The sequence below is a fragment of the Filimonas lacunae genome (assembly GCF_002355595.1).
GTDB classification, from domain to species: Bacteria; Bacteroidota; Bacteroidia; order Chitinophagales; family Chitinophagaceae; genus Filimonas; species Filimonas lacunae.
In genome coordinates this window covers 1906908-1931419 of sequence record NZ_AP017422.1, presented here as the reverse complement: position 1 = coordinate 1931419, position 24512 = coordinate 1906908, and the positions used below count along the sequence as shown (strand labels likewise).

General features: G+C 46.4%; 24 protein-coding genes. 17 read left to right on the top strand and 7 right to left on the bottom strand.

The features are described from left to right. From FLA_RS07705 to FLA_RS07675, 7 genes are read left to right on the top strand one after another with little or no spacing between them, the layout of a single operon-like run. The gene (locus tag FLA_RS07705; RefSeq protein WP_076381295.1) at positions 1-1155 is read left to right on the top strand and encodes a glycosyltransferase family 4 protein; all 1155 of its coding nucleotides are present in this window, start codon (positions 1-3) and stop codon (positions 1153-1155) included. Beyond that, on the top strand, positions 1109-2254 hold the full coding sequence (locus tag FLA_RS07700) for a DUF1972 domain-containing protein (RefSeq protein ID WP_076381296.1): 1146 nt from the start codon (positions 1109-1111) through the stop codon (positions 2252-2254). Before FLA_RS07705 ends, FLA_RS07700 begins: the two co-directional genes overlap by 47 nt. Next, positions 2214-3461 carry an O-antigen ligase family protein gene (locus tag FLA_RS07695; protein ID WP_076381297.1) on the top strand — a complete coding sequence of 416 codons (1248 nt, stop codon included), beginning with the start codon at positions 2214-2216 and terminating at the stop codon, positions 3459-3461. The genes FLA_RS07700 and FLA_RS07695 overlap by 41 nt, the downstream gene beginning before the upstream one ends. Continuing rightward, positions 3454-4410 (top strand): nucleotidyltransferase domain-containing protein, encoded by a 957-nt coding sequence (locus FLA_RS07690; RefSeq protein WP_076381298.1) that lies wholly within the window; start codon positions 3454-3456, stop codon positions 4408-4410. The genes FLA_RS07695 and FLA_RS07690 overlap by 8 nt, the downstream gene beginning before the upstream one ends. A 4-nt stretch (positions 4411-4414) precedes the next feature. After that, positions 4415-5188: a glycosyltransferase family 2 protein gene (locus FLA_RS07685; RefSeq protein WP_159445161.1), complete on the top strand. Its 774-nt coding sequence runs from the start codon at positions 4415-4417 to the stop codon at positions 5186-5188. Then, positions 5185-6831, top strand: a complete 1647-nt coding sequence (locus tag FLA_RS07680; protein WP_076381300.1) for an ATP-binding cassette domain-containing protein — start codon at positions 5185-5187, stop codon at positions 6829-6831. Before FLA_RS07685 ends, FLA_RS07680 begins: the two co-directional genes overlap by 4 nt. A 1-nt stretch (position 6832) precedes the next feature. After that, positions 6833-7939, top strand: coding sequence for a glycosyltransferase family 4 protein (locus FLA_RS07675; RefSeq protein ID WP_076381301.1), 1107 nt, complete (start codon positions 6833-6835; stop codon positions 7937-7939). On the opposite strand, the gene FLA_RS07670 is transcribed toward FLA_RS07675, so the two are convergent. Then, entirely contained in the window at positions 7866-8897 is a 1032-nt protein-coding gene (locus FLA_RS07670) for a glycosyltransferase family 9 protein (protein WP_076381302.1), read from the bottom strand. The two genes, FLA_RS07675 and FLA_RS07670, sit on opposite strands and share 74 nt — an antisense overlap. Then, positions 8894-10060, bottom strand: a complete 1167-nt coding sequence (locus FLA_RS07665; RefSeq protein ID WP_076381303.1) for an amidohydrolase family protein — start codon at positions 10058-10060, stop codon at positions 8894-8896. Before FLA_RS07665 ends, FLA_RS07670 begins: the two co-directional genes overlap by 4 nt. Before the next feature lie 140 nt (positions 10061-10200). On the opposite strand from FLA_RS07665, the gene FLA_RS07660 reads away from it, so the two are divergent. The 3 genes from FLA_RS07660 to FLA_RS07650 are packed head-to-tail and all read left to right on the top strand — an operon-like array spanning position 10201 to position 13267. After that, positions 10201-10959, top strand: coding sequence for a class I SAM-dependent methyltransferase (locus FLA_RS07660; protein ID WP_076381304.1), 759 nt, complete (start codon positions 10201-10203; stop codon positions 10957-10959). A gap of 11 nt (positions 10960-10970) precedes the next feature. Continuing rightward, positions 10971-12446 (top strand): B12-binding domain-containing radical SAM protein, encoded by a 1476-nt coding sequence (locus FLA_RS07655; protein ID WP_076381337.1) that lies wholly within the window; start codon positions 10971-10973, stop codon positions 12444-12446. A gap of 8 nt (positions 12447-12454) precedes the next feature. Continuing rightward, positions 12455-13267, top strand: coding sequence for a class I SAM-dependent methyltransferase (locus tag FLA_RS07650; RefSeq protein ID WP_076381305.1), 813 nt, complete (start codon positions 12455-12457; stop codon positions 13265-13267). Positions 13268-13342: 75 nt separating this feature from the next. Here FLA_RS07650 and FLA_RS07645 read toward each other — a convergent pair whose 3' ends face one another. Continuing rightward, positions 13343-14041: a nitroreductase family protein gene (locus tag FLA_RS07645; RefSeq protein WP_076381306.1), complete on the bottom strand. Its 699-nt coding sequence runs from the start codon at positions 14039-14041 to the stop codon at positions 13343-13345. 115 nt (positions 14042-14156) lie between these two features. On the opposite strand from FLA_RS07645, the gene FLA_RS07640 reads away from it, so the two are divergent. Then, a complete protein-coding gene (locus tag FLA_RS07640) occupies positions 14157-14558 on the top strand; it encodes a winged helix-turn-helix transcriptional regulator (RefSeq protein ID WP_076381307.1) in 402 nt (133 codons plus the stop codon). A 181-nt stretch (positions 14559-14739) separates the two neighbouring features. After that, positions 14740-15096: a hypothetical protein gene (locus tag FLA_RS07635; protein ID WP_076381308.1), complete on the top strand. Its 357-nt coding sequence runs from the start codon at positions 14740-14742 to the stop codon at positions 15094-15096. On the opposite strand, the gene FLA_RS07630 is transcribed toward FLA_RS07635, so the two are convergent. Together FLA_RS07630 and FLA_RS07625 are read right to left on the bottom strand one after the other, a co-directional pair. Beyond that, positions 15089-15661, bottom strand: a complete 573-nt coding sequence (locus tag FLA_RS07630; RefSeq protein ID WP_076381309.1) for a helix-turn-helix domain-containing protein — start codon at positions 15659-15661, stop codon at positions 15089-15091. The genes FLA_RS07635 and FLA_RS07630 overlap by 8 nt on opposite strands. A 22-nt stretch (positions 15662-15683) precedes the next feature. Continuing rightward, positions 15684-15962, bottom strand: coding sequence for a hypothetical protein (locus FLA_RS07625; protein WP_076381310.1), 279 nt, complete (start codon positions 15960-15962; stop codon positions 15684-15686). A gap of 137 nt (positions 15963-16099) precedes the next feature. On the opposite strand from FLA_RS07625, the gene FLA_RS07620 reads away from it, so the two are divergent. The 4 genes from FLA_RS07620 (at position 16100) to FLA_RS07605 (ending at position 19457) form a co-directional block, all read left to right on the top strand. Next, positions 16100-16801: a hypothetical protein gene (locus FLA_RS07620; protein WP_076381311.1), complete on the top strand. Its 702-nt coding sequence runs from the start codon at positions 16100-16102 to the stop codon at positions 16799-16801. 98 nt (positions 16802-16899) lie between these two features. Beyond that, positions 16900-17724: a hypothetical protein gene (locus FLA_RS07615; protein WP_197705871.1), complete on the top strand. Its 825-nt coding sequence runs from the start codon at positions 16900-16902 to the stop codon at positions 17722-17724. 378 nt (positions 17725-18102) lie between these two features. After that, positions 18103-18501 carry a hypothetical protein gene (locus FLA_RS07610; RefSeq protein ID WP_076383029.1) on the top strand — a complete coding sequence of 133 codons (399 nt, stop codon included), beginning with the start codon at positions 18103-18105 and terminating at the stop codon, positions 18499-18501. Beyond that, positions 18498-19457 carry an IS3 family transposase gene (locus tag FLA_RS07605; RefSeq protein ID WP_096510712.1) on the top strand — a complete coding sequence of 320 codons (960 nt, stop codon included), beginning with the start codon at positions 18498-18500 and terminating at the stop codon, positions 19455-19457. Before FLA_RS07610 ends, FLA_RS07605 begins: the two co-directional genes overlap by 4 nt. A gap of 228 nt (positions 19458-19685) precedes the next feature. Here the strand turns inward: FLA_RS07605 and FLA_RS31125 are convergent, their stop codons facing one another. After that, complete coding sequence (locus FLA_RS31125; RefSeq protein ID WP_148666362.1) at positions 19686-20051, bottom strand: hypothetical protein; 366 nt, start codon at positions 20049-20051, stop codon at positions 19686-19688. 432 nt (positions 20052-20483) lie between these two features. On the opposite strand from FLA_RS31125, the gene FLA_RS07595 reads away from it, so the two are divergent. Next, positions 20484-21104 (top strand): hypothetical protein, encoded by a 621-nt coding sequence (locus FLA_RS07595; RefSeq protein WP_076379862.1) that lies wholly within the window; start codon positions 20484-20486, stop codon positions 21102-21104. 125 nt (positions 21105-21229) lie between these two features. Here the strand turns inward: FLA_RS07595 and FLA_RS07590 are convergent, their stop codons facing one another. Next, positions 21230-24511 carry a DUF6055 domain-containing protein gene (locus tag FLA_RS07590; RefSeq protein WP_076379863.1) on the bottom strand — a complete coding sequence of 1094 codons (3282 nt, stop codon included), beginning with the start codon at positions 24509-24511 and terminating at the stop codon, positions 21230-21232. Position 24512 lies beyond the last annotated feature (1 nt).

Below are 24512 nucleotides of genomic sequence, written 5' to 3'. Positions count from 1 at the left end.
ATGATACGTTACCTGTATCCCCCTATGCCTTTGCGTATAGCGCTGATAGCCCGATCCACTTTATACCGGGTACCTGGTGGCGACACTATACAAATACAACAAACTGCCCGTTTGCTCAACGCGTCCGGGATTAAAGCAGATATCTGCTTAACCCATGAAAAGATTACGTATAACCGGTACGATCTGTTACATTTTTTCAATATCACCCGGCCGGCAGATATTCTCTATCACATTAACAAAACCCCGCAACGCTTTATAGTATCTACCATCCATATCGATTACCGGGAGTATGACAGTATTTACCGCAAAGGCTTATCTGGCTTTATCCTGCGCATGCTGCCTGCACATGGTTCGGAATATATCAAAACACTGTTACGCCGTTTAAAAGGACAAGATCAATGGAAAGGCTGGCAATTTGTGTGGAAGGGGCAATACAAAACTATTCAGGAAATACTGCGCCGCGCTGCCATTGTGCTGCCCAATTCCTATTCCGAATACACACGACTTGCTAAAACCTACCACTTGCAGCCGGCATACAAAGTAATACCCAACGGTATCGACCCACAGCTATTTCAATACAACCCCCAAATTGCCAAAGACCCAAACCTGGTTATTTGTGTAGCAAGAATAGAAGGTATTAAAAACCAACTTACCCTTATACAGGCTTTAAACAATACAAAATATAAGCTGCTGCTCATTGGTTCGCCTTCGCCCAACCAGCAGGAATATTATATGCGCTGCCGCAAAGCAGCGGCCAGCAATATTCGTTTCATCAACAACCTTTCCCAACAGGAGTTACTGCAGTTTTATCAGCAGGCATCTATCCACATATTACCCAGCTGGTTCGAAACCACGGGGCTTAGTTCGCTCGAAGCGGCCGCCATGGGTTGCAAAGTCATCATCACTGATAAAGGCGATGCTAAAGAATACTTTCGCTCACTGGCCGGCTATTGTAACCCCCAATCGCCCGAAAGCATGTATGCAGCTATTGAAGCAGCAGCGGCGCAACCTTACGACAATACATTAAGAAATAAAATATTATCTAATTATATCTGGCAAGAGGCAACCGATGCCACTGTTGATGCGTATAAAGAAGTAATACAGTCTTATGAAGCTACGCATCGGCATTCTTGGCACAAGAGGTATACCCAATAACTATGGCGGGTTCGAACAAATATCGGCCTACCTTGCTAAAGGGCTGGTACAGCTTGGACACCACGTAACCGTATACAACTCACACAAACACCCCTACTCCTGTTCAGAATGGAACGGTGTGCAAATAATACATTGCTACGATCCCGAATACCTCATTGGCACTGCAGGCCAGTTCATTTACGACTTCAACTGCATCCGGGATGCGCGCAAACGCAATTTTGATATTGTATTATTCATGGGTTATACCAGTAGCTCGGTATGGGGCTGGATGAACCCACGCAACAGCATTATCATTTCCAACATGGATGGCCTGGAATGGAAGCGTTCTAAATATTCCCGGCCGGTACAGCATTTCCTGCGTTATGCCGAAAAGCTGGCTGTTCGTTACAGCCACGCCCATATAGCCGATTCACTGGCTATCAAAACCTACCTGAACCATAAATACCAGATCACTCCAACTTATATTCCCTATGGAGCCGAAATACTCACACAAATAGATGAAAGCGTGTACGACGAGTTACACCTGGTGAAAGAAGACTATTTTTTACTCATTGCCCGCATGGAACCGGAAAACAATATAGAAATGATTTTATCCGGTTTTCAAAGCAGCACCACCCACAAACAAATGGTGGTGGTTGGCAATACCGATAATAATTATGGTAAATACCTGGTACACCAATTCCGCAGCGATAAACGTATCCGCTTTGCAGGTCCCGTGTTTAACCTGGCCAAACTGCATGCGTTGCGTTCTGCTGCCTGCGTATACTTTCACGGGCACAGCGTAGGTGGCACCAACCCTTCCCTGCTGGAAGCAATGGCCAGCCATACTTTTATAGCAGCACACAATAACGCTTTCAACAAAAGCATACTGGAAGCAGATGCCACCTATTTTGACACGAGCGAAGATATCCGGGAAATTATCATGTACAACAATGAGCAGCACAGCAGAAGACAGGCCGTGCAAAACAATTTCCGGAAAATTATGAGCAAGTATAACTGGGAGCATATTGTTAACCGGTACGAGCATTTCATTCTATCATGTTGTAATACCACTATTCATGAACAGCCTGTTGCGCATAAACGATACGCTACCAAATAAAATCAGCTACTTCCTGCTGCTGCTGTTCCTGGCGTACCTGCCCTTCGACAGGTTTTACGCCGAACTCATGCTCATCAGCTTTGGCATACACACGCTTATACAGGTGCGTGACTTACGCTGGCGTCAATTGCCCATAGGCGTTCTGTTGCAGTTGCAACTGGTGTTTCTGCTGGGCGTGCTATGTCTGCTCTATTCACATTACCGGTCAGACGGCATTAACCAACTAGGCAAACAAATGGCCATATTGCTATTCCCTATTTTATTTGCCATTACCACTATCGACATCAGCCAGTATAAAGAAAAACTATTAAAAGGCTTTTCGCTCACTTGTGTGTTCACTATTCTGTACTTATATATCGATGCTGTTAAAACTATCGTGGTTACGGGCCTGCCCCTGTCTTCTCTTTTCAGTAAAGCATTTATCAATCATAATTTTTCACAACCTATCGATTTGCATGCCACCTACCTGTCCATGTACGCCTGCCTTTCTTTTACCTACCTGTTGCAGCAGTTGCTGCATACCAGGCAACGCTTACATCAGTTGCTGTACCTGGCAGCCTGTTGTCTGTTAATGGCGGGCATGATACAACTGGCATCCAACGCAGTGCTAATAGCTGCCTTTATCATTATCAACAGCCTGCTACTACTGGCATGGCCCACCAAACAAAAAACCTTTGTACGCCTGCTTACCAGTTTATCAGTAACAGCGGTAATACTGGCAGCTATGTATGCAACACCTGGCATCCGCAACCGCTTTTTCCTCCATTTTAAGCAGGAGTTCGCTACAAAAAATTACGAACCGGTAATACCTGAGCCACGCGCGGCCCGTTGGCAATCGGCCCTTACAGCTATTCAACAAGCTCCCTTGCTGGGCTATGGAACGGGTTCAGAAACCGCCATATTGAAACAACAGTATTATAAAGACAAGCTATACATTGCTTATTACGATGAGCTGAATACACACAACCAATACCTGAGTCTTGCCATTCATTTTGGCTGCCTGGGCCTGCTGTTGTTTGTATGCATATTGAGCGCTAGTTTTCTTACCGCTATCCGCCGGAAAGAGTTAGTATTCCTGGGTTTCCTGATCATCATCACCATCACGTCTTTTTCAGAAAACATACTGTCTGTAAACAAAGGGATCTTTTTCTTTAGTTTCTTCTATCCCCTATTTCTAATACCTGCCAACACACAAAAGCATGCCTGAGGTAAAAGAAGACATATTAACCACGCTTACGTATTTCGATAACTTCCGTTATCCGCTCACAGCTGCCGAAATTCTGTCCTTTTTGCCCAACATCTGTAGCAGGGCCACCTTAGAAATACACCTGGCAGCATTGCTGCAAACAGGTACTGTTTTCCAGGTACAGGGCTACTATAGCCTGTGCAACGATGCAGGTATGGTGCAACGCAGAATCACCGGCTACCAGAAAGCCATGCCCCTGATACGCACAGCAGAGAAGATAGCCGGCCTGTTATCCGCCTTTCCCTATGTAAGAGGCGTGGCCATATCGGGCTCCCTATCCAAAGGCTATGCAGATGAGCATTCCGATATAGATTTCTTTATCATCACTGCCGGCAACCGTTTGTGGCTGGCACGCACGTTTACACATATTGCTAAAAAAATCAGTTTCCTGCTTCATAAGCAGCACCTGTTTTGTATGAACTATTATATAGATGAGTATTACCCCGAAATAGTAGAACAGAACATTTTTACGGCTACAGAAGTAGTAACACTGATGCCTGTAAAAGGCATGGCTGCATTTATAGTATTTAACCAGGCCAATGGCTGGGCACGCCGTTTTTTGCCCAACCATCCTTTACCTGCGGTGCCTACTAAAATGCTCCGCCACAATCTGCTGGCACGGGGTATTGAAAAATTACTCAACAGCACTATTGCCGACTGGCTCGATAACCGGCTTATGCTACTCACTGAAAAACGTTGGACAGCCAAAAAGCAAGCCGGCAAGCGCGACGATCATGGTAGGGTAATGAGCATGCACTCGGGCAAACATTACTCCAAGCCCGACCCCACTTTTTTCCAGGAAAAACTCATGAACAACTATCGCCAGCGTGCCCGGGAAATTATACGTAAAGCACAGCCGCACTGGATGGCAGCTATACATCCCGATGCTACAGAACCTTATAACTCCTGATACTATGCTACCCTTATCCGTTGTTATCATTACCAAAAACGAGAGCGCTCATATACAGGAGTGCATACGCTCGGCACAAGCTATTACCAGCGATATAGTAGTGGTTGATTCGGGCAGCACCGATAACACCCCCGCCCTGGCAACAGCAGCCGGTGCAACGGTCATCACTACCGGGTGGGAAAGCTATGCCGCCGCCCGTAACAAAGGAGCAGCCCATGCGCATAATAACTGGATTCTGGCAATGGATGCAGATGAGCGCATTACCAGCGACATAATAGCGGGCCTGCGGCAGCTATCCCTGCAGCAGCCGGCGTATATGGTCTATGGCTGGAAAAGAGTAAATTTTTTTGGAGATAAAAAGATACGTTTTGGCAACTGGGGTCACGATACCGTATACCGCCTGTATAACCGGCAAAACACGCGTTGGCCTGATGTGCCGGTACATGAAACATTAGCAGCCACCCGCATGGTAAAACGGTTGCTGCCCGGCACCTTGTTGCACTATACCGTAAGCGATACGGAAGAATGCGCGGCCAAAGCCATGCGTTATGCCCTGCTCAGCGCTCAAAAATATAACAGCCGGCACCTGAAGCCCAGCTACCTCAAAAAAACACTGTCCCCCCTGTTTAATTTTATAGCCTGTTACATTTTCCGGCTTGGCTTTCTCGATGGCCGGGAAGGTTTTATCATAGCCTTATACACCAGCTACTATTCGTGGCTAAAATGCTTTTATCATCAACTGCTGTACAACGGCAGCCAACCACCTGTAATAGTATGACAGCCTTGCAACCGGCTTTTTACCGCAAGCTCTTCAAGGGCATTTATCACATTCTGCTACCAGGCGAGCAAAAACGCTTTCGCCTGCTAACAGCATTCAACCTGTTCATCAGTGTGTTGGATATTGCCGCTATAGCCCTGCTATTTATCATCATCCGGTGGTATACCACCCACTGGATACTACCTGCCGTATGGCCTGCACTAGTGTTGCTGGCCTGCTTCCTGGCCAAAAGCATCAGCGGCTATTTATTTTACCAGGCGCAATACCGTTTTGCCTTTTCCGTATCAGCCCGTTTATCTGCCACCCTGCTCGAAAACTTTATGGAAGGGGAATATGACAACTACACACAGCACGACACTGCTGAGTTTGTACGCCGCATTGTATACGCACCGGTAGAGTTTGCACAGTTTATTTTATCCGGTGCTCAACAGCTGATCACCGAATGGCTGCTCATTGCCCTGTCTGTGGCTGCTTTGTTATGGTACAATGGCAAACTACTGGCCATCGTGTTTTTCACCCTTTCCCCTGCCGTTATCGCCTTGTATTACATCACTAAAAAAAAACTGTCAGGTATACGCCGCCATATTAAAACCGTGAACGAAAACGCCCTGCAATATTTGCACGAAGCCCTGCACGGCTATGTAGAAAGCAATATCTATGGCCGCAATACCTTTTTCACACAACGCTATGCCGGCAAGCAACAAACAGTAAATACCTATATCGCCAACCTGCAAATAACACAGGGCCTGCCCACCCGCTTCTTCGAAGTATTTGCTGTACTGGGCATGTGCCTGTTAATACTAGCCGGTAAGACCACCAGCCCCGGGCATGCCGGCGACGTCCTAACACTGGGCGCTTTTGTGGCGGCCACCTATAAAATTATCCCGGGCATTTCGCGGGTCATGAACCTTACCGCGCAAATGAATACCTATCAATATGTGTTAAATGAACTTGCCGGGCAAACAACACAAAAACAGGCTACTACTACCACACCTTTCTTAACGCCTGTTATCTCTATCGAAGCCCGGCAACTTTCCTTTGCCTATACCACACATACCGCATTTCACGCCCTCAACTTTACCCTGCGTACAGGACAGTTAAGAGGCATCAGCGCACCATCAGGTAAAGGCAAAACCACTTTATTGCATGTACTCCTCGGCTTTCTTACCCCGCAATCGGGCCATGTGTTACTGAACGGACAACCCACTACAGCAGCAGAACGCAAAGCCTGCTGGCAGCAGGTGGCCTATGTAAAGCAGGAACCCTTGCTACTGCACACTTCCCTGCTCAATAATATTGTATTGTTTGAACAAGCATATAAAGAAGAAAAGCTGCAACAGGTGTTACAGGTAACCGGTTTGCTGCCCATGCTTCAACAGCACCCGGAAGGCATACACCAGGTGATTGCCGAGCATGGCCGCAACATCAGCGGCGGACAACGGCAACGCATAGCCATTGCCCGCGCCCTGTATAAAGAAGCAGGCATACTGTTGCTGGACGAGCCCTTTAACGAACTGGACGAGGCTTCGGAAACACTGCTGCTTCAACACTTACAACAACTGGCACGGCAGGGAAAAATGGTAGTGCTTATCACACACAACAGTCAAAGCCTTTCCTATTGCGATAACGTCATAACCCTGTAGCATGTATAACGGCAAAACCATAGTAATACTATCCCCTGCCTTTCCTGCCAACGAAGCAGATAGCGTTTGGGTACCTTCGAAGCAGTTGTTCGTTAAAATGCTGCAACGCCAAAATCCGCAAAGCCGCATTATAGTACTGGCATTTAATTACCCGCATCATACACACACCTATCAATGGCATGGGGCAACCGTTATTCCCTTTGCTATGATGCCGCATAGCAAACTGCAACGATGGCGTCGCTGGGCAAAAGTGTGGTTTACTCTACAACAACTGCACCGGCAGCACACCATAGCAGGTATTATCAGTTTTTGGTGTGGCGAGTGTGCGCTGATAGGCAGCTACTTTGGCAAATGGAAACATATACCACACCGCTGCTGGGTATCGGGGCAGGATGCCCGCGCAGGCAATTACCTGGTAAAATGGATCAGGCCACAACCAGAGGAACTGGTACCCATATCCGACTTCCTGGTAGATGAATTTGAAAAGCACCATGCCATACGGCCACGTTATATGGTGCCTATTGGCATTGATCCGGAAGCATTTCCTTCCATGCCTGCCAAACGGGATATTGACATACTGGGTGCAGGCTCGCTCATTCCCCTGAAACGTTACGATCTGTTTATACATCTGATCAAAAACCTGTCCTGCACCTTTCCGCATATTAAAGCAGTGATCTGTGGTGGCGGGGCTGAATACGATGCCTTGCAGCAGTTGATTCAATCCCTACAACTGCAACAGCATATCACCCTGCTGGGCGAGCAATCGCACGCTACAGTGCTGCAACTCATGCACCGCAGCAAAATACTATTGCACACCTCCTCTTATGAAGGCTTTGGAAACGTGTTGCTGGAATCGCTGTATGCAGGTTGCCGCGTAGCCAGTTTTGTACAGCCCGTGTATCAAAAAGTTACCAACTGGCATATTGCCACCGACGAAACGCACATGCAGGATATCCTGCACCAGCTGCTGCAACAAACTCCCGCCATATACGAAAGAGTATTGGTATACCGTATGGAAGACAATGTAAAAGCTTTTATGCGCCTGCTGTTGCAGCAGCCACCAGCGCCAGTGCCGCCGCCAGCACCTGTTCAGGAGTATAACGGGTAAGGCAGGGCGTATTGCCATGCAGGCATTGCTCCCGCATGCAACTGCCACAAGGCAAATCGCCGGAATGCAACAACAGGCTATGCCTGCCTAATGGGGCCGACCAATCACTTCGGGTGGAGCCAAACAAAGCCAGCGTAGCAATTCCTTGTACCCACGACATATGCATCAGTCCCGAATCTTCTGTTAACGTCAGCCTCACCTGCTGCAACAAAGCAAATGCTTCAACCGGCGTAGTTTTCGATACCAGGTTAATCAACCGCCCACCCAGTTGCCGTTGAAAAAAAGTAGCCTTCTCAGCCACCAATGGCACCCCTATTACCAGGAATTGAGTTTGTGGAAAATGTTGTAACCATTGCCGGGCAAAAGAAACATAATTCTCCACCGGCCAATGGCGCGTAGCAAAAGCACCTGCGGGGTTCAACACTACCAGCCCCGAAACGCCATCCCATCCGTTACGGCGTAATAAACCTGCGGTATCCACGGGCTCACGTAAACACAAATGAAACGCAGCAGCATGGTTACCTAACCCTACCGCTGCAATGGTGTTCTGATTTCGCAGCCCTGCCGATATAGGCGATAGCCTGTCAAACTCTGTCCAGGCCCGGGGCCGCAATACGAGCCTTACCATACGGCTTAGCTTGTTGTTTTGTAAATCCAACACCACATCATAACGGCGCAGCATCAGGCGGGGCAGTAAAAAAATGGCATATAAAAACTGTCGCTTAAACACCCTGCCACCCCCAATAGCAAACACCCTGTTAAATAAATGCAGGTGCTGTGGTATAGCAGCTACTTCCTGCCGGGTAAGCAAATCCAGCTGTGTACCTGGCGGCAAACTATCGCGCAATGCCTGTAAATAAGGCAGGGTAATTACCAGGTCGCCCATTGCCTGCAGGCGAATAGCCAGCACACGCTTAGGCGGCACAGATCGTTTCCATATGCGGGCTTTATGGTTCATGATACCAGGTCTATTGGAAAAGAAATATCCGCGTAATATTGCCGGATGCCGGTAAGCAAAGCAGGCACATCTCCCCATACATACTTACCCGTATTGGCAGTAAACACTTTGCTGTACTCTTGCAAATGCGCCTGTTGCCATGTTAGCTGCGGCAACAATGCTTCATCAAACAACACTATCCTCCCGTCTTTCACCACCAATGCTATATCCTGCGGCTCAATGGCAAAAAACGCATCAGGCCCCGGCTCCTGCCCCTCTTTCATCTTCACCACTACCAGGTCGGCCACCGCGCCGGGTGTTAGCATCCCCTTACCAGGCAGTCCCCACACCTCCGCAGGCGCACGCCATACACTCCGCATCAATTCAGCATCGGTAAGCATCCCTGTGCGCCGGGCCATACGCAAATGCTCCCATATACTCCAATGGGCACTCACGGTAGAATCTGTTCCAAACAATACAGCCGTTTCTCTTTTTAAACTATCTATAGCAGCAGTGGCACCCAGTAAAAACTCGTTAGAATCCGGACACCACACCAAGGCAGCAAATGCGCGCGCCTGCTGTGGCTGCATAGCCACGCCATGCACGCCTATCAACTTCCTGTGCAGGATATTCCATTGCATCAGCCGGTCTATCTCCTGCCTGCTGCCTGCATCCGTTCCTTCCCCTACATGTATCACAAAAGGATGCGCCGGTAAAAAAGGATTGTTCAGCTTGTAACGCCAGCGCTTTTCCAGCTGTACAGAATGCAGGGAGTGGCAATGTGTAAACACATCCATCACCGGTGAAGGCACTTGCAGGCTTTCTCCATGATGCACCACAGTGGTTACACCATTCAAAAGGTTTTTATAAACACCCCATTGCGTGCGCATAGCCTTGGGCACCGCCAGTACAGCCGCTATGGTTGCTTTGTTATGAATATGAATGTCTTCGCCCCAGGCCACATAGTTCGGATACAAACGATTGCCCAGCCGTGGAAAGAGATTGAAATGTAAATGATCGTGTGAGTTGATCAAACCCGGAAAAACAAGATGGTGATGAAAATGCAGCTGCGGCACACCCGCCGCAGCTGGCATACCGGCAGATGTGATACCCGCAACAAGGCCCTGCGCCAGCGTGATATTCACCCGCCTGCCATCTATTGTATACACTTGCTGTAACACCATCTTAACTACGATATTAGGGCATTTACGGCATGTACATCCTACTATACAAGTGTTTTGTAACTATATTTTTTTTCACGTATTACCAAGGCAACCATCCGCATTTTTAACCGTATCTAATAAGTTGGAAGTGTTATATACGCATGAATTCAACCAACTACCATAAGCAGAATGGCGTGTTTTGCCGGAAGGCGCTTACACTGGCCGGCGATTTTGAGCAGTCCTATGTTTCTGTACGCGCACAGGAACAAAGACTATACCCCGATGCAGTATTGCGGCAACTGCCACAACTGCCCCACACACATGCAGCCGGTAAAGAGTGGCAGATAAGAAAACAATCATCCCGTAACCTGCTGCGGTATTGCTACCGGCAACAGGCCCGGCAAATATTGGAAATAGGCTGTGGCAACGGCTGGCTCAGTCACCAGTTCAGCACCCTTCCACAGGCCGAGGTAATTGGTATGGATATTAATTTCACAGAACTACAACAGGCTGCAAGGGTATTTGCCAAACCCAATCTCTCTTTTGTATACGATGTATTTACCGCCAATTTCCTACCCTACCGGCAATTTGATGTTATTGTGTTTGCCGCTTCTATACAATACTTTCCTTCGCTGCACGGCATATTACCTGTTGCCCTGCAAAAGCTGGCGCCAGGCGGCTCCCTGCACATTACCGACACTTATTTTTATGCTTCTGCCGCCGCACAGCAACAGGCTATTCACAACACAAAAGACTATTATCATCAACTGGGACACCCACACATGAGCAACTATTATCATCACCATACACTGGCCGATCTGCAACCTTATCATTACCAGGTAAAGCAACATGCACCCACCTGGCTGCGCAGGTTGAAAAAACAAACCACCGCTTTTCCCTGGATCATCATTACCCCATGAACACAAACAATATGAGCCTATCCTCTACCATATTATTTACTCATTCTTATTTTCTCCGGTTCGATCCCAAACAGTGGAAAACAGGGCAGCCTTATGCGCCACTGGGCACCTTATATGCCGCCGCGCTATTGCGTGAAGCGGGCTACCCGGTAGCCCTGTTCGATACCATGTTTGCCACCAGCGCCGAAGAAATAACACCAGCTATTACACAGCACCGCCCCCGCTTTCTGGTTATTTACGACGATGGCTTTAATTACCTTACTAAAATGTGCCTGACCAATATGCGGGAAGCAGCTTTTCGCATGATGCAGTTAGGAAAGGAGAAGGGTTGCACGGTAATAGTTGCCAGCTCAGATGCCACCGACCACTACGAAGCTTACCTGCAGGCAGGCGCCGACTTCGTGCTGCCGGGCGAAGCAGAACACACTCTGCTGGAACTGGTACAGGCTATTGAGCAACAGCAAACCGATTATCATACTATACACGGGTTGGCGTATCAACAACAGCAACAGGTGCTGAAAACTCCACCCCGGAATGTATTAAAGTTTTTAGATGGCCTGCCTTTCCCGGCCTGGGACCTCGTAAACATCGCACCCTACCGCAACATGTGGCTACAACATGCTGGGTACTTTTCTATCAACATGGCCACCACAAGGGGCTGCCCCTTTAAATGTAACTGGTGCGCAAAGCCTATTTACGGTAACCGTTACAACAGCCGCAGTCCTGAGAATGTGATACAGGAGATACAGCTATTGAAAGAACGTTTTCAGTTTGATCATATCTGGTTTTGTGACGACATTTTTGGCCTGAAACCCGGATGGGTAAACACCTTTGCACAGCTGACAGCCACTGCCGGGCTTACTTTTCGTTATAAGATACAGTCCCGTGCCGATTTGCTGGAAGAAAACTATATACAAGACCTCGCACGAAGCGGCTGCGACAACATATGGATAGGCGCCGAAAGTGGTTCTCAGCAAATACTGGATGCTATGGATAAAGGCACTACTATAGCACAAATACGCAGCGCCACAAAGCTGATACGCCAATACGGCATGCATCCATCCTTCTTTATACAATTCGGTTACCTGGGTGAAACCAGGCAGGATATTCAGCAAACCATTCACATGATCAATGAGCTGTTGCCATCCAGCATTGGCATATCCGTATCCTACCCCTTGCCCGGCACCCGCTTTCACGAGAAGGTAAAAACCCAGCTTACCTTAAAAAGCAACTGGACCCATTCTGATGAAATGGCGCTAATGTTTCGCAATACCTATGCACCTGCATTTTACAAACACTTGCATAAGTATGTACACCATACCTACCAGCAACACCTGGTGGCTCATACGCTGGCTTCTACCCTTCAACGCCCCGCGCAGCTACGCCCCAGGCATGTAAAAAAAGTTATGCAGCTGCTATACTTGCTGCCTGCCACCTTTTTTGCCAAAATAAAACTGAACCGGCTACAAAAACTGCCTAACGCTTAACTCATTGTATGCAGCAAACAATACACAAAACCCCGGCACAGCATGCATTTAATAAGCAGTCTGCAATATTCGATCATATTTATACACCCAACCTTATTATTCAATACAAGCGACAGGCCGTACGCGATCATATGGCAGCTTACCTGGCCCCACACAGTCATATACTGGAATTGAATGCCGGCACGGGGGAAGATGCCACCTATTTTGCGCAGCAGGGGCATAGCGTACATGCCACAGACATTGCAGAAGACATGCAACAAGTGCTGCGCGAAAAGGTGCAGGCACGGGGGCTTACCCACCAGGTAAGCCAGGAAATATGTTCTTATACCAGCCTGAACAACCTGCAACAGCAAGGCCCTTATGATGCTATCTTCTCCAATTTCGCGGGACTGAACTGCACCGGCCAGCTGCATCAGGTATTGTCATCCTTCTCCCCTTTATTAAAACCGGGTGGACTGGTTACCCTGGTAATTATGCCACGTTTTTGTCTGTGGGAGGTACTGCTGTTATTAAAAGGAAAGTGGCGTACAGCCTTCCGCCGCTTCAAAGGCAAAAATGGCGTGCCAGCACGTGTAGAAGGTATTGACTTTACCTGTTGGTATTACCCGCCCCGGTTTATACAAGGCTGTTTACAGGAAGAATTCGAACTGCTGCAAACAGAAGGCTTGTGCACCATTGTACCGCCTTCTTACCTCAACACCTTTCCGGTAAAATATCCCAGGTTATATCAACAATTGATAAAATGGGAAAAACGCTATAAGCACACATGGCCCTGGCGGCTAATAGGCGATTACTATATCATCAGCCTGCGCAAAAAGTAACACATGCCGGTGTTTAAGGGCTGTTCACTATACCAAACACACAAAAGGCGCTAGAGTCAGCGCCTTTTGCATTATTTACTTCTGTGTAAAACTATCCAATGATTGTGTCACCGGTAAATCGACCATATCTGCTGCATCTGTTATTGTCATCTCTGTAACAAAAGCTTCTTTGGGTGTTCGCACTTTTTTCATATTCACCAGCCAGTCGTTCTCTGCTTCCCGGTAGCCTAAAGGCAGTAGCACTGTACTTTTATACCCTGTACCTTTTAACTGTAACAGCTCATCCATCTTATCCGGCAAAAAGCCTTCAATAGGCGTTGCGTCCACCTTCTGTTCTGCGGCGGCCGCAATAGCCATCGCAAACGAAATATAACTCTGCTTGGAGGCATGGTGAGCCTGCCACTCCCGACCTAACGGACCATACAGGTTTAAGATAATCTCTTTATAACCGTCCATCGTATTATGTGGCAAACTCCGTTCGTCCATCATATGATTAAACACCTGGCTCACCCGTTCCTCACTATAGCCATCCCAGGCCACAAACACCAGCAGATGCGAGCAATCTGTAATCTGGCTTTGATTATAGGCAATGCCTTTTATTTTCTCCAGCAAAGCCTTATCAGTGATCACGATAATCTTATACTGCTGCAAACCCGAAGAAGAAGGTGCCAAACGGGCTGCTTCCAAAATATAATCCAGCTTTTCCTGCGGCACTTTAGCTCCGTTCATTTTCTTCGTAGCATAACGCCATTGCAAATCATCCAATAAGCTCATATTGTTCTAATTTTTTACAAAGCTAATCACGGTTGCCGCAATCCAGTAACTTCGTAACCAAAACCAGTAGTGACATCTGAGGTATCCAAGTGACAAAAAAGTAACCTGATAACGTATGCAGAAATCTAATTCCATATATCCCGGTGACAGTGATTGTGTAAGAAAAGTAAGGGCCATTGATGATACCATACACATACTCAGTGGCAAATGGAAAGTAGCTATTATATCCCATCTCTGCTTTAAACAAATGCGGTATTCCGAGCTGCTGAAAGATATTAACGGCATAGCCGGCAAGGTACTGAGCAGGGAACTGAAAGACCTGGAAATGAACGGCCTTATTATACGGGAAGTTACGGCAGGCAGCCCCGTATCGGTCACTTATGCCATATCAGAATACGGAAAAACATTAAAGGAGTTAACAGATGCCATGGCAGCCTGGGGCTTGCAGCATAGGGAAAGGATATTTAAACTACACAAAGCAGAGGTGGCCGAAGCCTGCTTTAACACCAATGTCTGAACAGGTTGTCCCCCTCGTCCCCGCCAGCATGTAAGGTGTATTCAATGGACGAATGTAAGATGGCGTATAAATTCAGGTCTGTCTTTTGTACTATAGTAAGTGATCATAATAACACACATTAGGCATGAAATACCTGAATCCATTTCAACACGCAAATCAACATCTTAGCACCCGTTTGAAAATGAACCACTTATACGTAGCGGAAAGCAACACCTGTTCCAGCATCAACAATGATTACTACCATACCCTGCTTTTATTGCGCGACGATTTGCGCTGTCAGCCACAGGATATGATAGCATTGCGGCTTTTACTAACACGCATTTGTAGCACTTTTGCCACATGTTTGCATGCCGATCAGCCCATGAGTCTACAGATTTTACTAAAAACAGAATTTGCAAAGTTGCAGAACACCTATCAACAACTGGATAGCGCCGTGAACCCGGCTGAAAGGCAGAAAATAGTGCACACCTTCCTGGAATCAGTAGATGATGTACTGGTTATTTTAGAGCAGCGCTATATGGAGGTTTCCGTTAATTAAACGATTGCCTGAACTCCAATGGCGATAAATTAGTTTTGGATTTAAACAACTTGCTAAACGACTGGGAATGTTCAAATCCCAGCCGGTAGGCTATTTCACTTATCGATAAGCTGGTAGCAGAAAGCTGTTCTTTGGCTTTTTCAATCAGCTTTTCATGTATGTGTTGCTGTGTGGTTAAGCCTGTAAGCGCTTTAAGCAATCCACTTAAATAATCAGGCGACATATGCAGTTGTTGTGCCAGATACCCTACGGTAAGTAAGCCTTGTTGCCCCAGTTCCTCACCATCAAAATAAGCATTCAGCAGGCCATTGAGCCTGTCTAATACCTGGTGACTGGTTATCCGTCGCGTCATAAACTGACGCTGATAAAACCGCTCAGAATAACTAAGCAGCGATTCCAGTTGTGTGATGATAATATCATGGCTGAACCTATCCATATTATCACTACATTCCTGCCGGATGTTGTTGATAATCTGAGTAAGTACCAGTTCTTCTTTATCAGAAAGAAACAAAGCTTCATTCACCGAGTAATCAAAGAATTCGAAATCTGGTATTGTTGTAGCCATAAACGGATACAGTGCTGTACTATCAGTTTTTAGGCAACCGTTTATTATCCAGTCCTGTTTTATAGATATCATCAAACTTGCCTTTAATCCACTGCACCTGCCCTGCCGTCATCACCTCCGGTGCAATAACGTATTGGCCAGTGTGCACATCCAGTATAATAATGCCTTTCTCCCCCATTTTAGTTTCGTAACGTCCCGTGTCAATAGTAGTTTGCTGAGCACTAAAGCTAAAAGCGGCAACAATAATAATAGCTACCACAGCGCCGGCAATAGCCGACCTCACGTCAATCTGTATTTTCATATGTCATTTTGATTTATAGAATCTAATATACCTATCTATTACATAGCAATAATATCCCATACATACCTCTAACCTATTTTAACATACAGATAGCACATTTACATTATTTCACCGAAATTTGGCCCACATTTACACGTATGACATCCATATCCGACCCAGGTTATCAGGCAACCAAAAAGATTATGCAGGGCAAAGAAGTGATGAACCCGCACTTTCAACCATTAGCTGAATGGATAAAAGAAACCTATGGCGTACAGCCCATCAATATACTCTATGAAAATATAGAAGACGGCCTGGTACAACAATTAGCAATTTGGTTTGAACATAAAAAAACAGAAGCACATTTTTTGAACAAAGACGGCTATTCGTTCGATAAAAACAAAATCAAAGCCATCACCCAAAAGTTTCAGCAACTCCTGCGCGAACAAGGTCTGGAAAAGAAAAAAGACCAGCCAGATACATGGGAAAGCATCCGCGAATACCTTACAGAAGAAGTATTGATCACTTATAACTATTTTGATAAGCTGGCTATAACAGAAGCGAATGAAGCCATTACCACAGCACAGGTAAAACAGCTGGAGCAACAATTGAGTGCAGAAGGCTTGTGGCAGATTTCCCGGTTGTATGGTTCCACTACGTTTTTTGCACACACGCAACAACAGGTAAAAGATTTTACCGACAACGGAACCTGGAAACGTTGGGGCGACACCTGGTTTGCATTGTTACAACAGCAGGATGAATTTGGGTATATTAAGCGGGATAAGCTTTATCTGGTGCTGGATAGTAAGGAGAACTTTATGGATAATTACGAGGGGAAGTGGTATTACTATTATAAATAAGAGATATAAAAGAAAACGCTCCTTACCTGGGGCGTTTTCTTTTTCATATGCTTTATGGAAAATCCCACGTCCTGCATCTGTGATAAAAATACCATTTTATGTATAGAATGTTATGGTGCGCTTTCCTGCTTATGAACTGTTGCTCAGGCACCTCTCAACCTCCTGAACCCCAACCCTCCGTTCTGGTTTCATCAAACCCTAATATCGCCTTTGATTCGTCTTATCAGTATATCCATGTATTTGTTGCCCTGTGCGATAATAAATACCAGGGCATTGTACCTGTTCCGCCAGCTATCGGAAACGGGCAAAGCCCCAGTTCTAATCTATATTGGGGATGCGACTATGGCATCCTCACCTATTTCAGAAAAAGCAAAGAGTGGACAATGGTGAGAAAATATAGAGTAGACAGCCTGCGGCTGGAACGGGCGATTTTTAGGCATGCGAAAGAAAAGTATTACCTGGTGGCAGATGCCTATGACGGAAAACACATTAAGCAATGCACAGTTGATTTCTTAAAAAGCTGTGCCGGCCTGCAAAAAGATACTATTCAGACAAAAGAAAGGGTATTGGGCATCAATGGAAATGCCCGGCTACTTGCCTATATAGGTCATGACGGATTAATGGACTTTAGATTGAACCAGCATTTTCAAAACACAGATAGCGTTAAGCGCGACGCCATCATACTAGCCTGTATCAGTAGAAATTATTTCACTCCTCATCTCCGCCCTACGCAGGTGCGTCCACTTGTGTGGACCACCGGGCTCATGTGCCCGGAAGCGTATACACTGCATGATGCACTAAGTAGCTATATACGTAACGAAACTGCCGAAGCCATCAGAAGCAGTGCAGCGAAGGCCTATGCCACATTCCAGAAATGCAGTGAAAAAGCAGCCAGGGCTTTGCTGGTAACCGGATGGCAATAATATTATTGATTCAATAGCAACTACAAGCATATAAAAGACATACTGAGTAACTATTATAACCAGTGCCTGGAAGGATTATTTAAGCTAGAAGAAAAAGATACACGGCTGCCTAAACAAAAAGCAAATACAACATACGCTGGCAAGCTTAAACCCTAACGTAACCAACTCCAATTATCATCAAACCAGCCGTTACCAGTAACCAGATTGCTGGCAACAGCTTTATCCATCATCTTTTCTAACCCTGCATTTTCTTTACTCCACGTTTACCGACACGCTTTACAAAATAACCCCACCCATCAATATATAAAGGTGGATTTTGCTACAGTGTGTCTCGTCCTGAAATAGCTTGACAGTTAAGAGCCTAAATCTGAAAAGAAGATGGCTAAAAACAGTCAGATCAAGAGTTTTAAAAACGTAATTGGGGTGAAGCTGAGTGATGATCCCCGTATCAATCATTACGAAGTAAGTTTTCGGCGCTGGCTGGCGCGTGAGATTCATTATGGACGCGTTAGCGTAGCTCAGGCAACGGTTGAATTGAGTATAAGCGACACACAGATTCGTTTGATTTGTAAGCAATATCCTCCTGAGGTAGTAACTTTACCTGCAATGACTGAAGCGGAAAAAAAGAAGCTGGAAGAATTAGAGAAGCAGGTAAAACTGCTTCAAAAGCAGCTTGAACACGCTGAGATCAAGAATATTGCCCTCGAAACGCTCATTGATGTAGCGGAAAATGATCTCAAAATTCCCATCCGAAAAAAGCCTGGTGCCAAACAGTGAACCTGCTTACAGAACTGCACCCTCATATTGGGGTAGGTCAGTTTTGTACAGTGTTTGGCAAGACCCGTCAAGCCTGGTATTATGCTACACGCACCCAGGCTGAGCAGGAAATGACAGATTCTATTGTAGTAAAAATGGTGAAAGAAATACGGGAGGAACAACCTCGCTTGGGTACCCGTAAGCTCTACTATCTGTTGGAACCTCAGCTACAGGCGCATGGAATTAAAATGGGCCGTGATGCTCTATTTGATATGCTGGAACGCTATGACCTGCTTATCCGTCATCGCAGACGGCGTGCTATTACCACCGATAGCAACCATCCTTACCGTAAATATGATAACTTAATACAGCACTTGATATTAACAGGTAAAAATCAACTTTGGGTTAGTGATATTACCTATCTGCGAGTATCAGAAGGCTTTTGCTACCTGAGTCTTGTAACTGATGCTTTTAGTCGTAAAATAGTTGGCTACCGCCTGTGGCCTAATCTGGCAGCGCGTGGAAGCATAGAAGCGCTAAACATGGCTTTAAATGAACAGCAGCCTGGGCGGAACATGCTCATACACCATTCTGATCGCGGTGTACAATACTGCTGTTCTGATTATGTTGGACAGTTGCAAAACTATCAGATCAATATTAGTATGAGTCATAAAGGAGATCCCTATCAGAATGCAATAGCAGAGCGGGTTAACGGTATTCTAAAGCATGAATATAGTCTTAATAAAGAGTTTGAAGATCTAGTTCAGGCCACCAAAGCTGTACAGGCTGCCGTAAACTTATACAACAGCCGCAGACCCCATGATAGTTTAAGTTATCTGACGCCGGACCAGGCACATGAACTAACCGGAATAATCAAAAGGAACTGGCGGACTTACAGTAAGCATATTATTAAGAATCAGGACTTAGAAGTAAGCAACGTAGGATTAGGGAAGCTCTGTAACGCCAAACAGGATTAAGTTTATCATAAACAGGACTAAGCGCAAGCCTGTTAAGGAAGCCCGGATGAGCTGGCTGGAACGTAACAAAAAACAGGATTTTGAGAATCCTGTTTTTGACAGCAGGTTTATGCGCTCATCCTGACAGATCAGGATAGGATCACTGAGACCCCTGTAAACTGATGTTAGAATTAAATTTTATCTTGCAACAACTACTTATTATTAACTGCTCTCTACTGTCAAGTTTTTTTAGGACGGGTCAGTGGGGATCAGCCCCATTACTGTGGTGATGAATTTAGTTACTGTGGGGCTCATCCCCACTACTATGGCGATGAATTTAGCTACTGTGGGGCTCATCCCCACTACTATGGCGATGAATTTAGCTACTGTGGCGATCATCCCCACTACTATAGTGATGAATTTAGCTACTGTGGCGATCATCCCCACTACTATGGGGATGAATTTAGCTACTGTGGCGATCATCCCCACTACTATGGGGATGAATTTAGCTACTGTGGCGATCATCCCCACTACTATGGGGATGAATTTAGCTACTGTGGCGATCATCCCCACTACTATGGGGATGAGTCTGGCTACTGTGGGGATGATCCCCACAGTAAAAAAAGTGCCCCAAAAGCATTTACAAATACATAATATGTTCGCTGTATCTCTTGTACAGTATGAGTTTCAGAAAAAAACATGGGTCTAACCTGTACAAATTATATTTTTAAAAAACCGTACACAATTGATTATCACTCCACATAAAACACATTCGCTATATCTTCTAACTTTCTTTTTTACTATTTTAAAATGATTTTTCCGCGCCAGCACTGCGTTTGAGGCCAACACACCTGTGACACAGGTTTTGTACATTTTTCATCTCTCCGCAATTTTACATCGTCAACAGCGGCAAACAAACAGAACGGCCGTTCGCCCTTAATAAGCTTACCTGTTTAACCGGTTACTGCGCAGCAAAACAGGGAAAGCTTAGGAAGGGATCAAAGTCCGCCGCGCCATTTATTAAAATATTGAAAAAGTAAAATAATTATGAAATCATATACCTATTTCGTTCCTACTATTGATGCACAAGCCAGTGTTTGGGCAGGCAACGTAAATGAAACCGTAACCACTGTAGGCCCTCAGTTAGGCCTGACTGCAACGGAAGTATCCGAAGTGCAAGCAGCAGCCATGAGTTATAAAACATCTGTGGAATTAGTGGAAGCCAAAAAACGCGAGCTGGAAAATGCAGTAGCAGCTAAAAACCAGAGTCGCAAAACAGATGTACAGGTAATTGCGCGATACGCTGCACGTATGAAAACCCACAAGGATTACACAGATGCATTAGGTGGCGCTTTAGGCATTGTAGGAACTGTAACCTCCGTAGATCCAAAAGACCTTCGCCCTACCATTACTCCCCGGGTATTCCCCGGACAAGTGGAAATTAGCTTTAACCTCCAGCAAATGGTAAGCATTAGCATTTACAGCCGCCTTAAAGGCACCAACGGCTGGGAAAAGCTGGGTAATGATAAAACTTCTCCCTATATCGATGCACGTCCGCTTTCAGTAGCTCATCAGGCAGAAATAAGGGAATATTCTGCCCGCTATTTCGACGGCAAGGAAGATGTGGGAGAAATGAGTGCTATTGAAACCGTAGTATTTGGCGGTTAAAAATCACACATGCACATTACTGAACAAAGGGCTCAGGTAATAAACCCATAGCCCCTGGCAGACAAAATAAAATCCCCTTGCGGCAAAGCAAGGGGATTTTTTATATCATAAACCCAGGGGAAGGCTTAACGCACTACTACCATAGAAGCGGTATACTTGTTACTGTTGCGGGTAACTACCTGCACATAATACATACCCGCATGCAAAGCACTCACATTCACCTCTTCCGATACTGCACCGGCAGCCAATGCTTTGGTAAAAACAGTGCTTCCTTTACTATCATATATCAGTATGTTCCCTCCTGTTACAACAGGAAAGGTAAGATGCACGATTCCACTGGCAGGGTTGGGCGATACATGTAAGGTGGTATAGTTGCCCTCTTCTGTGCTGGTAGCAACTGCAGGTAATACGGTAACCTTTATAGAATCCTCAGCCGCTTTTTGTTTATTATCCGTAGCACGCAAAGCAAACCGGTACACACCCTCCTGCAAATTGCGAACCGTGGTAGATAAGCTACCAGGGGTAACAATATAGCATCGGGCATCACCAGCCACCCGGTACCACCGTACAGAATCAATATATCCATCTGCATCACTGGCCGTTGCCCACAGGGTTAGATAATTTACCGGTAACGTAACTGTTATGCCGGAATCTACTGCAACCACCGGCGCATCGTTGGGTTGCAACACATATACCGTTATCCTTGCCGTGCTTTTAGTGCCGGTGTTATCTGTGGCTGTTAATGCAAACACATAGGTGCCATATACCAAACCGGTAACCGTTGTGCCGGCTTCTGTAGCCGCCGCAAAGGCATAACTATCCGGGCCAGATACCTTTTTCCAGCTATAAGCCACTACTGTACCATCCGGATCACTCGCTACGGCATGCAGCGAAACGCTGTTAACAGGCAGCTGTACGGTAATGGAATTGGTGTCCAAAATAATCACAGGTGGTAAAGAAGCCTTCCCTACGCTATCGCCACACGCCACCACTTTAGCAAACGACATAGTAGCATCATCAAACGCCGTGTATGCCTGGTTCACATCCGTGTTCACCGGTGAGTTATCCAAGCCATCACACTCCGTGCGGGTGTTGGTGCCATCTGTAATGCCTAAACACTGCAGGTAGGTTCCCTTAGCACAGGTACCTCCTATTTCTGCATCACCGCCTATTTTAATGTTACCAGATAAACTGGTAGAACCGGTAGAGAAAGCATTACCATACACTTTGGCTCCGCCTGACAAATTATTGTATTGCAGAAAAGCGCCTTCACTTACCGAAGCACTATCTGATACTTTAGAATAATAAACAGTAGCAGCGCCGCCAATAACAGCCTTGCCCGAAATGGCGCTGTTACCACCCACTATAGCAAAATCTTTCACTACCGCATTACCTGATAAGGTTACATCATCTCTCACCTCTGCACGGCCTTCAACACGTGCGTTGCCGGTAACCCTGGCACGGTCCAGTACAAAAGCACCGGGTGCCACATAAGAAGTAGCATCTACCTTAGCCGTGCTGGCTACCCAGCCGCCGCCGTTGGCATGTCTGGCACCTGTAAGGCCGGTGGTATCGGCACTTCTAAACCCTTTTTCATAACCCTGCGGCACCGCCCCTTGCAGTTGTATGTCCCAGGCATACCGGTAAATTTTTGGAAAGCCGGGTTCAAACAAAGTACTCTTTTGAAAGTGCATTTGCGTAGGTGCCCCCATTACTACCAGGTAGGTTTCGGAGGTGTTGGCGGGTAGCTTGTATATGATCTCAGCGGCGTCCTCTTTATAGAAGTCACTAAATACAGAATTGCCGGTGGTGGAATCTACTGTTACAAAAGCATAACGCCAGCCGGAGGAAGCATTGGCATCCACATGCCCTTTAAACTTCATATACACATAAGGCTGCTGGCAGCCATCTTCCGCCTGCGGATACAGCCGTACGATATTAAAGCCAAACTGTTGTGGCGCCTGGTTATCGGGGATAGCAAAATGCCCCTCGCCCAGTGAATCTAGTAGAACAGTTTTTCTAAATTTCCACACCCTGTCTAATGATTTTTCAGAAGCCACCAGGTAGTTTTTATTAGAGAAATCCCATTTCACGCTTTTTGCCGCATACCGCATCATGTAATCGCTAAACGCAGTCTGATCCATGCCCAGCAGGCGCTTAGCCACTTCCAGTGGTGTTTCTGCTGCCGTGGCATTGGCTTCCCGCCACAGGCGCGAAACGAAGTCGATACCATAATCATCCTTAAACTGTTGCAGAAAGTAAAACTGTGCGTAATGCTTACGGCCCGATCCTAAAAAGTAGCTGGATAAGTTAATAGCCCTGGGCATATCGGCTGCGGTAGCAAACGTGGGGTAACGCTGAAAGGCCATGAAATTGGCATGCGTTTCCCAAAAGAAGCCGGAGTTAGTATTGGTGTATCCATGCCCCGGATACATTACCGTAATCATCGATTGAATGGTGTGCGTAAACTCATGCGTAGCTGTCCAGGCATTGTCTTTGAATACACCGGGATCAACCCACATAGCGGGGGCCTGGTTTTCGTAATTACCACCATAGGCCCAGCCGGTATACAATCCATCGCGCCAGGTGTTATTCATTACTATTATCAGTTTGTATTTAGCCCACTGGCCGGCATCTGGTATTATCTTCATGGAGTCCATCAGAAAATCATACACGGCTTCCATGGAGTCCAGAATCTTTTGCGGCTCAAAACGTAAGGCGGTATTCGTGGCCTGCGTAGGATCATTACCTGCCAGTGGCCCCCAGAATACCACACAGTTGGGAGATTGCTTCATTCTGTTGGTAGAATCCCATTGAATGTTATTAGCCGCTATTTTCCACTCATTGGGGATGTAAATGGTTTTGCCTGTGGCAGGCGCAGCCGATGAAATACCATAAAACTGTAGCTGCGTGAAAGTGATGAATGTTTTTGTATTGAGCAGGCGCACATACTTATAACTGTTGAGATTGCTGATGGCAAACTCCTGCCAGTAACTGTTGGTAACAGTACCTACCGTAGCCAGATCTACCGGGTTGGTAAATAAAGAATCCTGCGAAGCCTGAAACTTAGCTCCTTCCAGGTATTGATACATCCAGCTACTCCAGGTAGTGTCGCCACTACCCGATACAGCATACTCCTGCCGGGGCAAAACCCGGATCTTTGTTATCTGTGCAGGTGCCGCTAACGCCAACCCTATCCAGGGCATGTTACTGGCATCGCCTGTGTTAAAATCCACCTGGTTACCCATAGTGGCGATGCCGTTAAAAGCCAGTACCGGCTGGCTATCGCCCCAGCCATCGCCTTTACCCGCCATGCTGCCATACCCCGTGCCTGTTAACAGCTGCTGTGCCTGTGTGCTTACAAAACCCGCCATTAACAGTGCCCATAAAAACCCGATTTTAATCATA

Bases quoted from the DNA above. Each gene is read 5' to 3' on its own strand.
- FLA_RS07705 (WP_076381295.1), top strand. From the start codon at position 1: ATGATACGTTACCTGTATCCCCCTATGCCTTTGCGTATAGCGCTGATA.
- FLA_RS07700 (WP_076381296.1), top strand. From the start codon at position 1,109: ATGAAGCTACGCATCGGCATTCTTGGCACAAGAGGTATACCCAATAAC.
- FLA_RS07695 (WP_076381297.1), top strand. From the start codon at position 2,214: ATGAACAGCCTGTTGCGCATAAACGATACGCTACCAAATAAAATCAGC.
- FLA_RS07690 (WP_076381298.1), top strand. From the start codon at position 3,454: ATGCCTGAGGTAAAAGAAGACATATTAACCACGCTTACGTATTTCGAT.
- FLA_RS07685 (WP_159445161.1), top strand. From the start codon at position 4,415: ATGCTACCCTTATCCGTTGTTATCATTACCAAAAACGAGAGCGCTCAT.
- FLA_RS07680 (WP_076381300.1), top strand. From the start codon at position 5,185: ATGACAGCCTTGCAACCGGCTTTTTACCGCAAGCTCTTCAAGGGCATT.
- FLA_RS07675 (WP_076381301.1), top strand. From the start codon at position 6,833: ATGTATAACGGCAAAACCATAGTAATACTATCCCCTGCCTTTCCTGCC.
- FLA_RS07670 (WP_076381302.1), bottom strand. From the start codon at position 8,897: ATGAACCATAAAGCCCGCATATGGAAACGATCTGTGCCGCCTAAGCGT.
- FLA_RS07665 (WP_076381303.1), bottom strand. From the start codon at position 10,060: ATGGTGTTACAGCAAGTGTATACAATAGATGGCAGGCGGGTGAATATC.
- FLA_RS07660 (WP_076381304.1), top strand. From the start codon at position 10,201: ATGAATTCAACCAACTACCATAAGCAGAATGGCGTGTTTTGCCGGAAG.
- FLA_RS07655 (WP_076381337.1), top strand. From the start codon at position 10,971: ATGAGCCTATCCTCTACCATATTATTTACTCATTCTTATTTTCTCCGG.
- FLA_RS07650 (WP_076381305.1), top strand. From the start codon at position 12,455: ATGCAGCAAACAATACACAAAACCCCGGCACAGCATGCATTTAATAAG.
- FLA_RS07645 (WP_076381306.1), bottom strand. From the start codon at position 14,041: ATGAGCTTATTGGATGATTTGCAATGGCGTTATGCTACGAAGAAAATG.
- FLA_RS07640 (WP_076381307.1), top strand. From the start codon at position 14,157: ATGCAGAAATCTAATTCCATATATCCCGGTGACAGTGATTGTGTAAGA.
- FLA_RS07635 (WP_076381308.1), top strand. From the start codon at position 14,740: ATGAACCACTTATACGTAGCGGAAAGCAACACCTGTTCCAGCATCAAC.
- FLA_RS07630 (WP_076381309.1), bottom strand. From the start codon at position 15,661: ATGGCTACAACAATACCAGATTTCGAATTCTTTGATTACTCGGTGAAT.
- FLA_RS07625 (WP_076381310.1), bottom strand. From the start codon at position 15,962: ATGAAAATACAGATTGACGTGAGGTCGGCTATTGCCGGCGCTGTGGTA.
- FLA_RS07620 (WP_076381311.1), top strand. From the start codon at position 16,100: ATGACATCCATATCCGACCCAGGTTATCAGGCAACCAAAAAGATTATG.
- FLA_RS07615 (WP_197705871.1), top strand. From the start codon at position 16,900: ATGTATAGAATGTTATGGTGCGCTTTCCTGCTTATGAACTGTTGCTCA.
- FLA_RS07610 (WP_076383029.1), top strand. From the start codon at position 18,103: ATGGCTAAAAACAGTCAGATCAAGAGTTTTAAAAACGTAATTGGGGTG.
- FLA_RS07595 (WP_076379862.1), top strand. From the start codon at position 20,484: ATGAAATCATATACCTATTTCGTTCCTACTATTGATGCACAAGCCAGT.
- FLA_RS07590 (WP_076379863.1), bottom strand. From the start codon at position 24,511: ATGATTAAAATCGGGTTTTTATGGGCACTGTTAATGGCGGGTTTTGTA.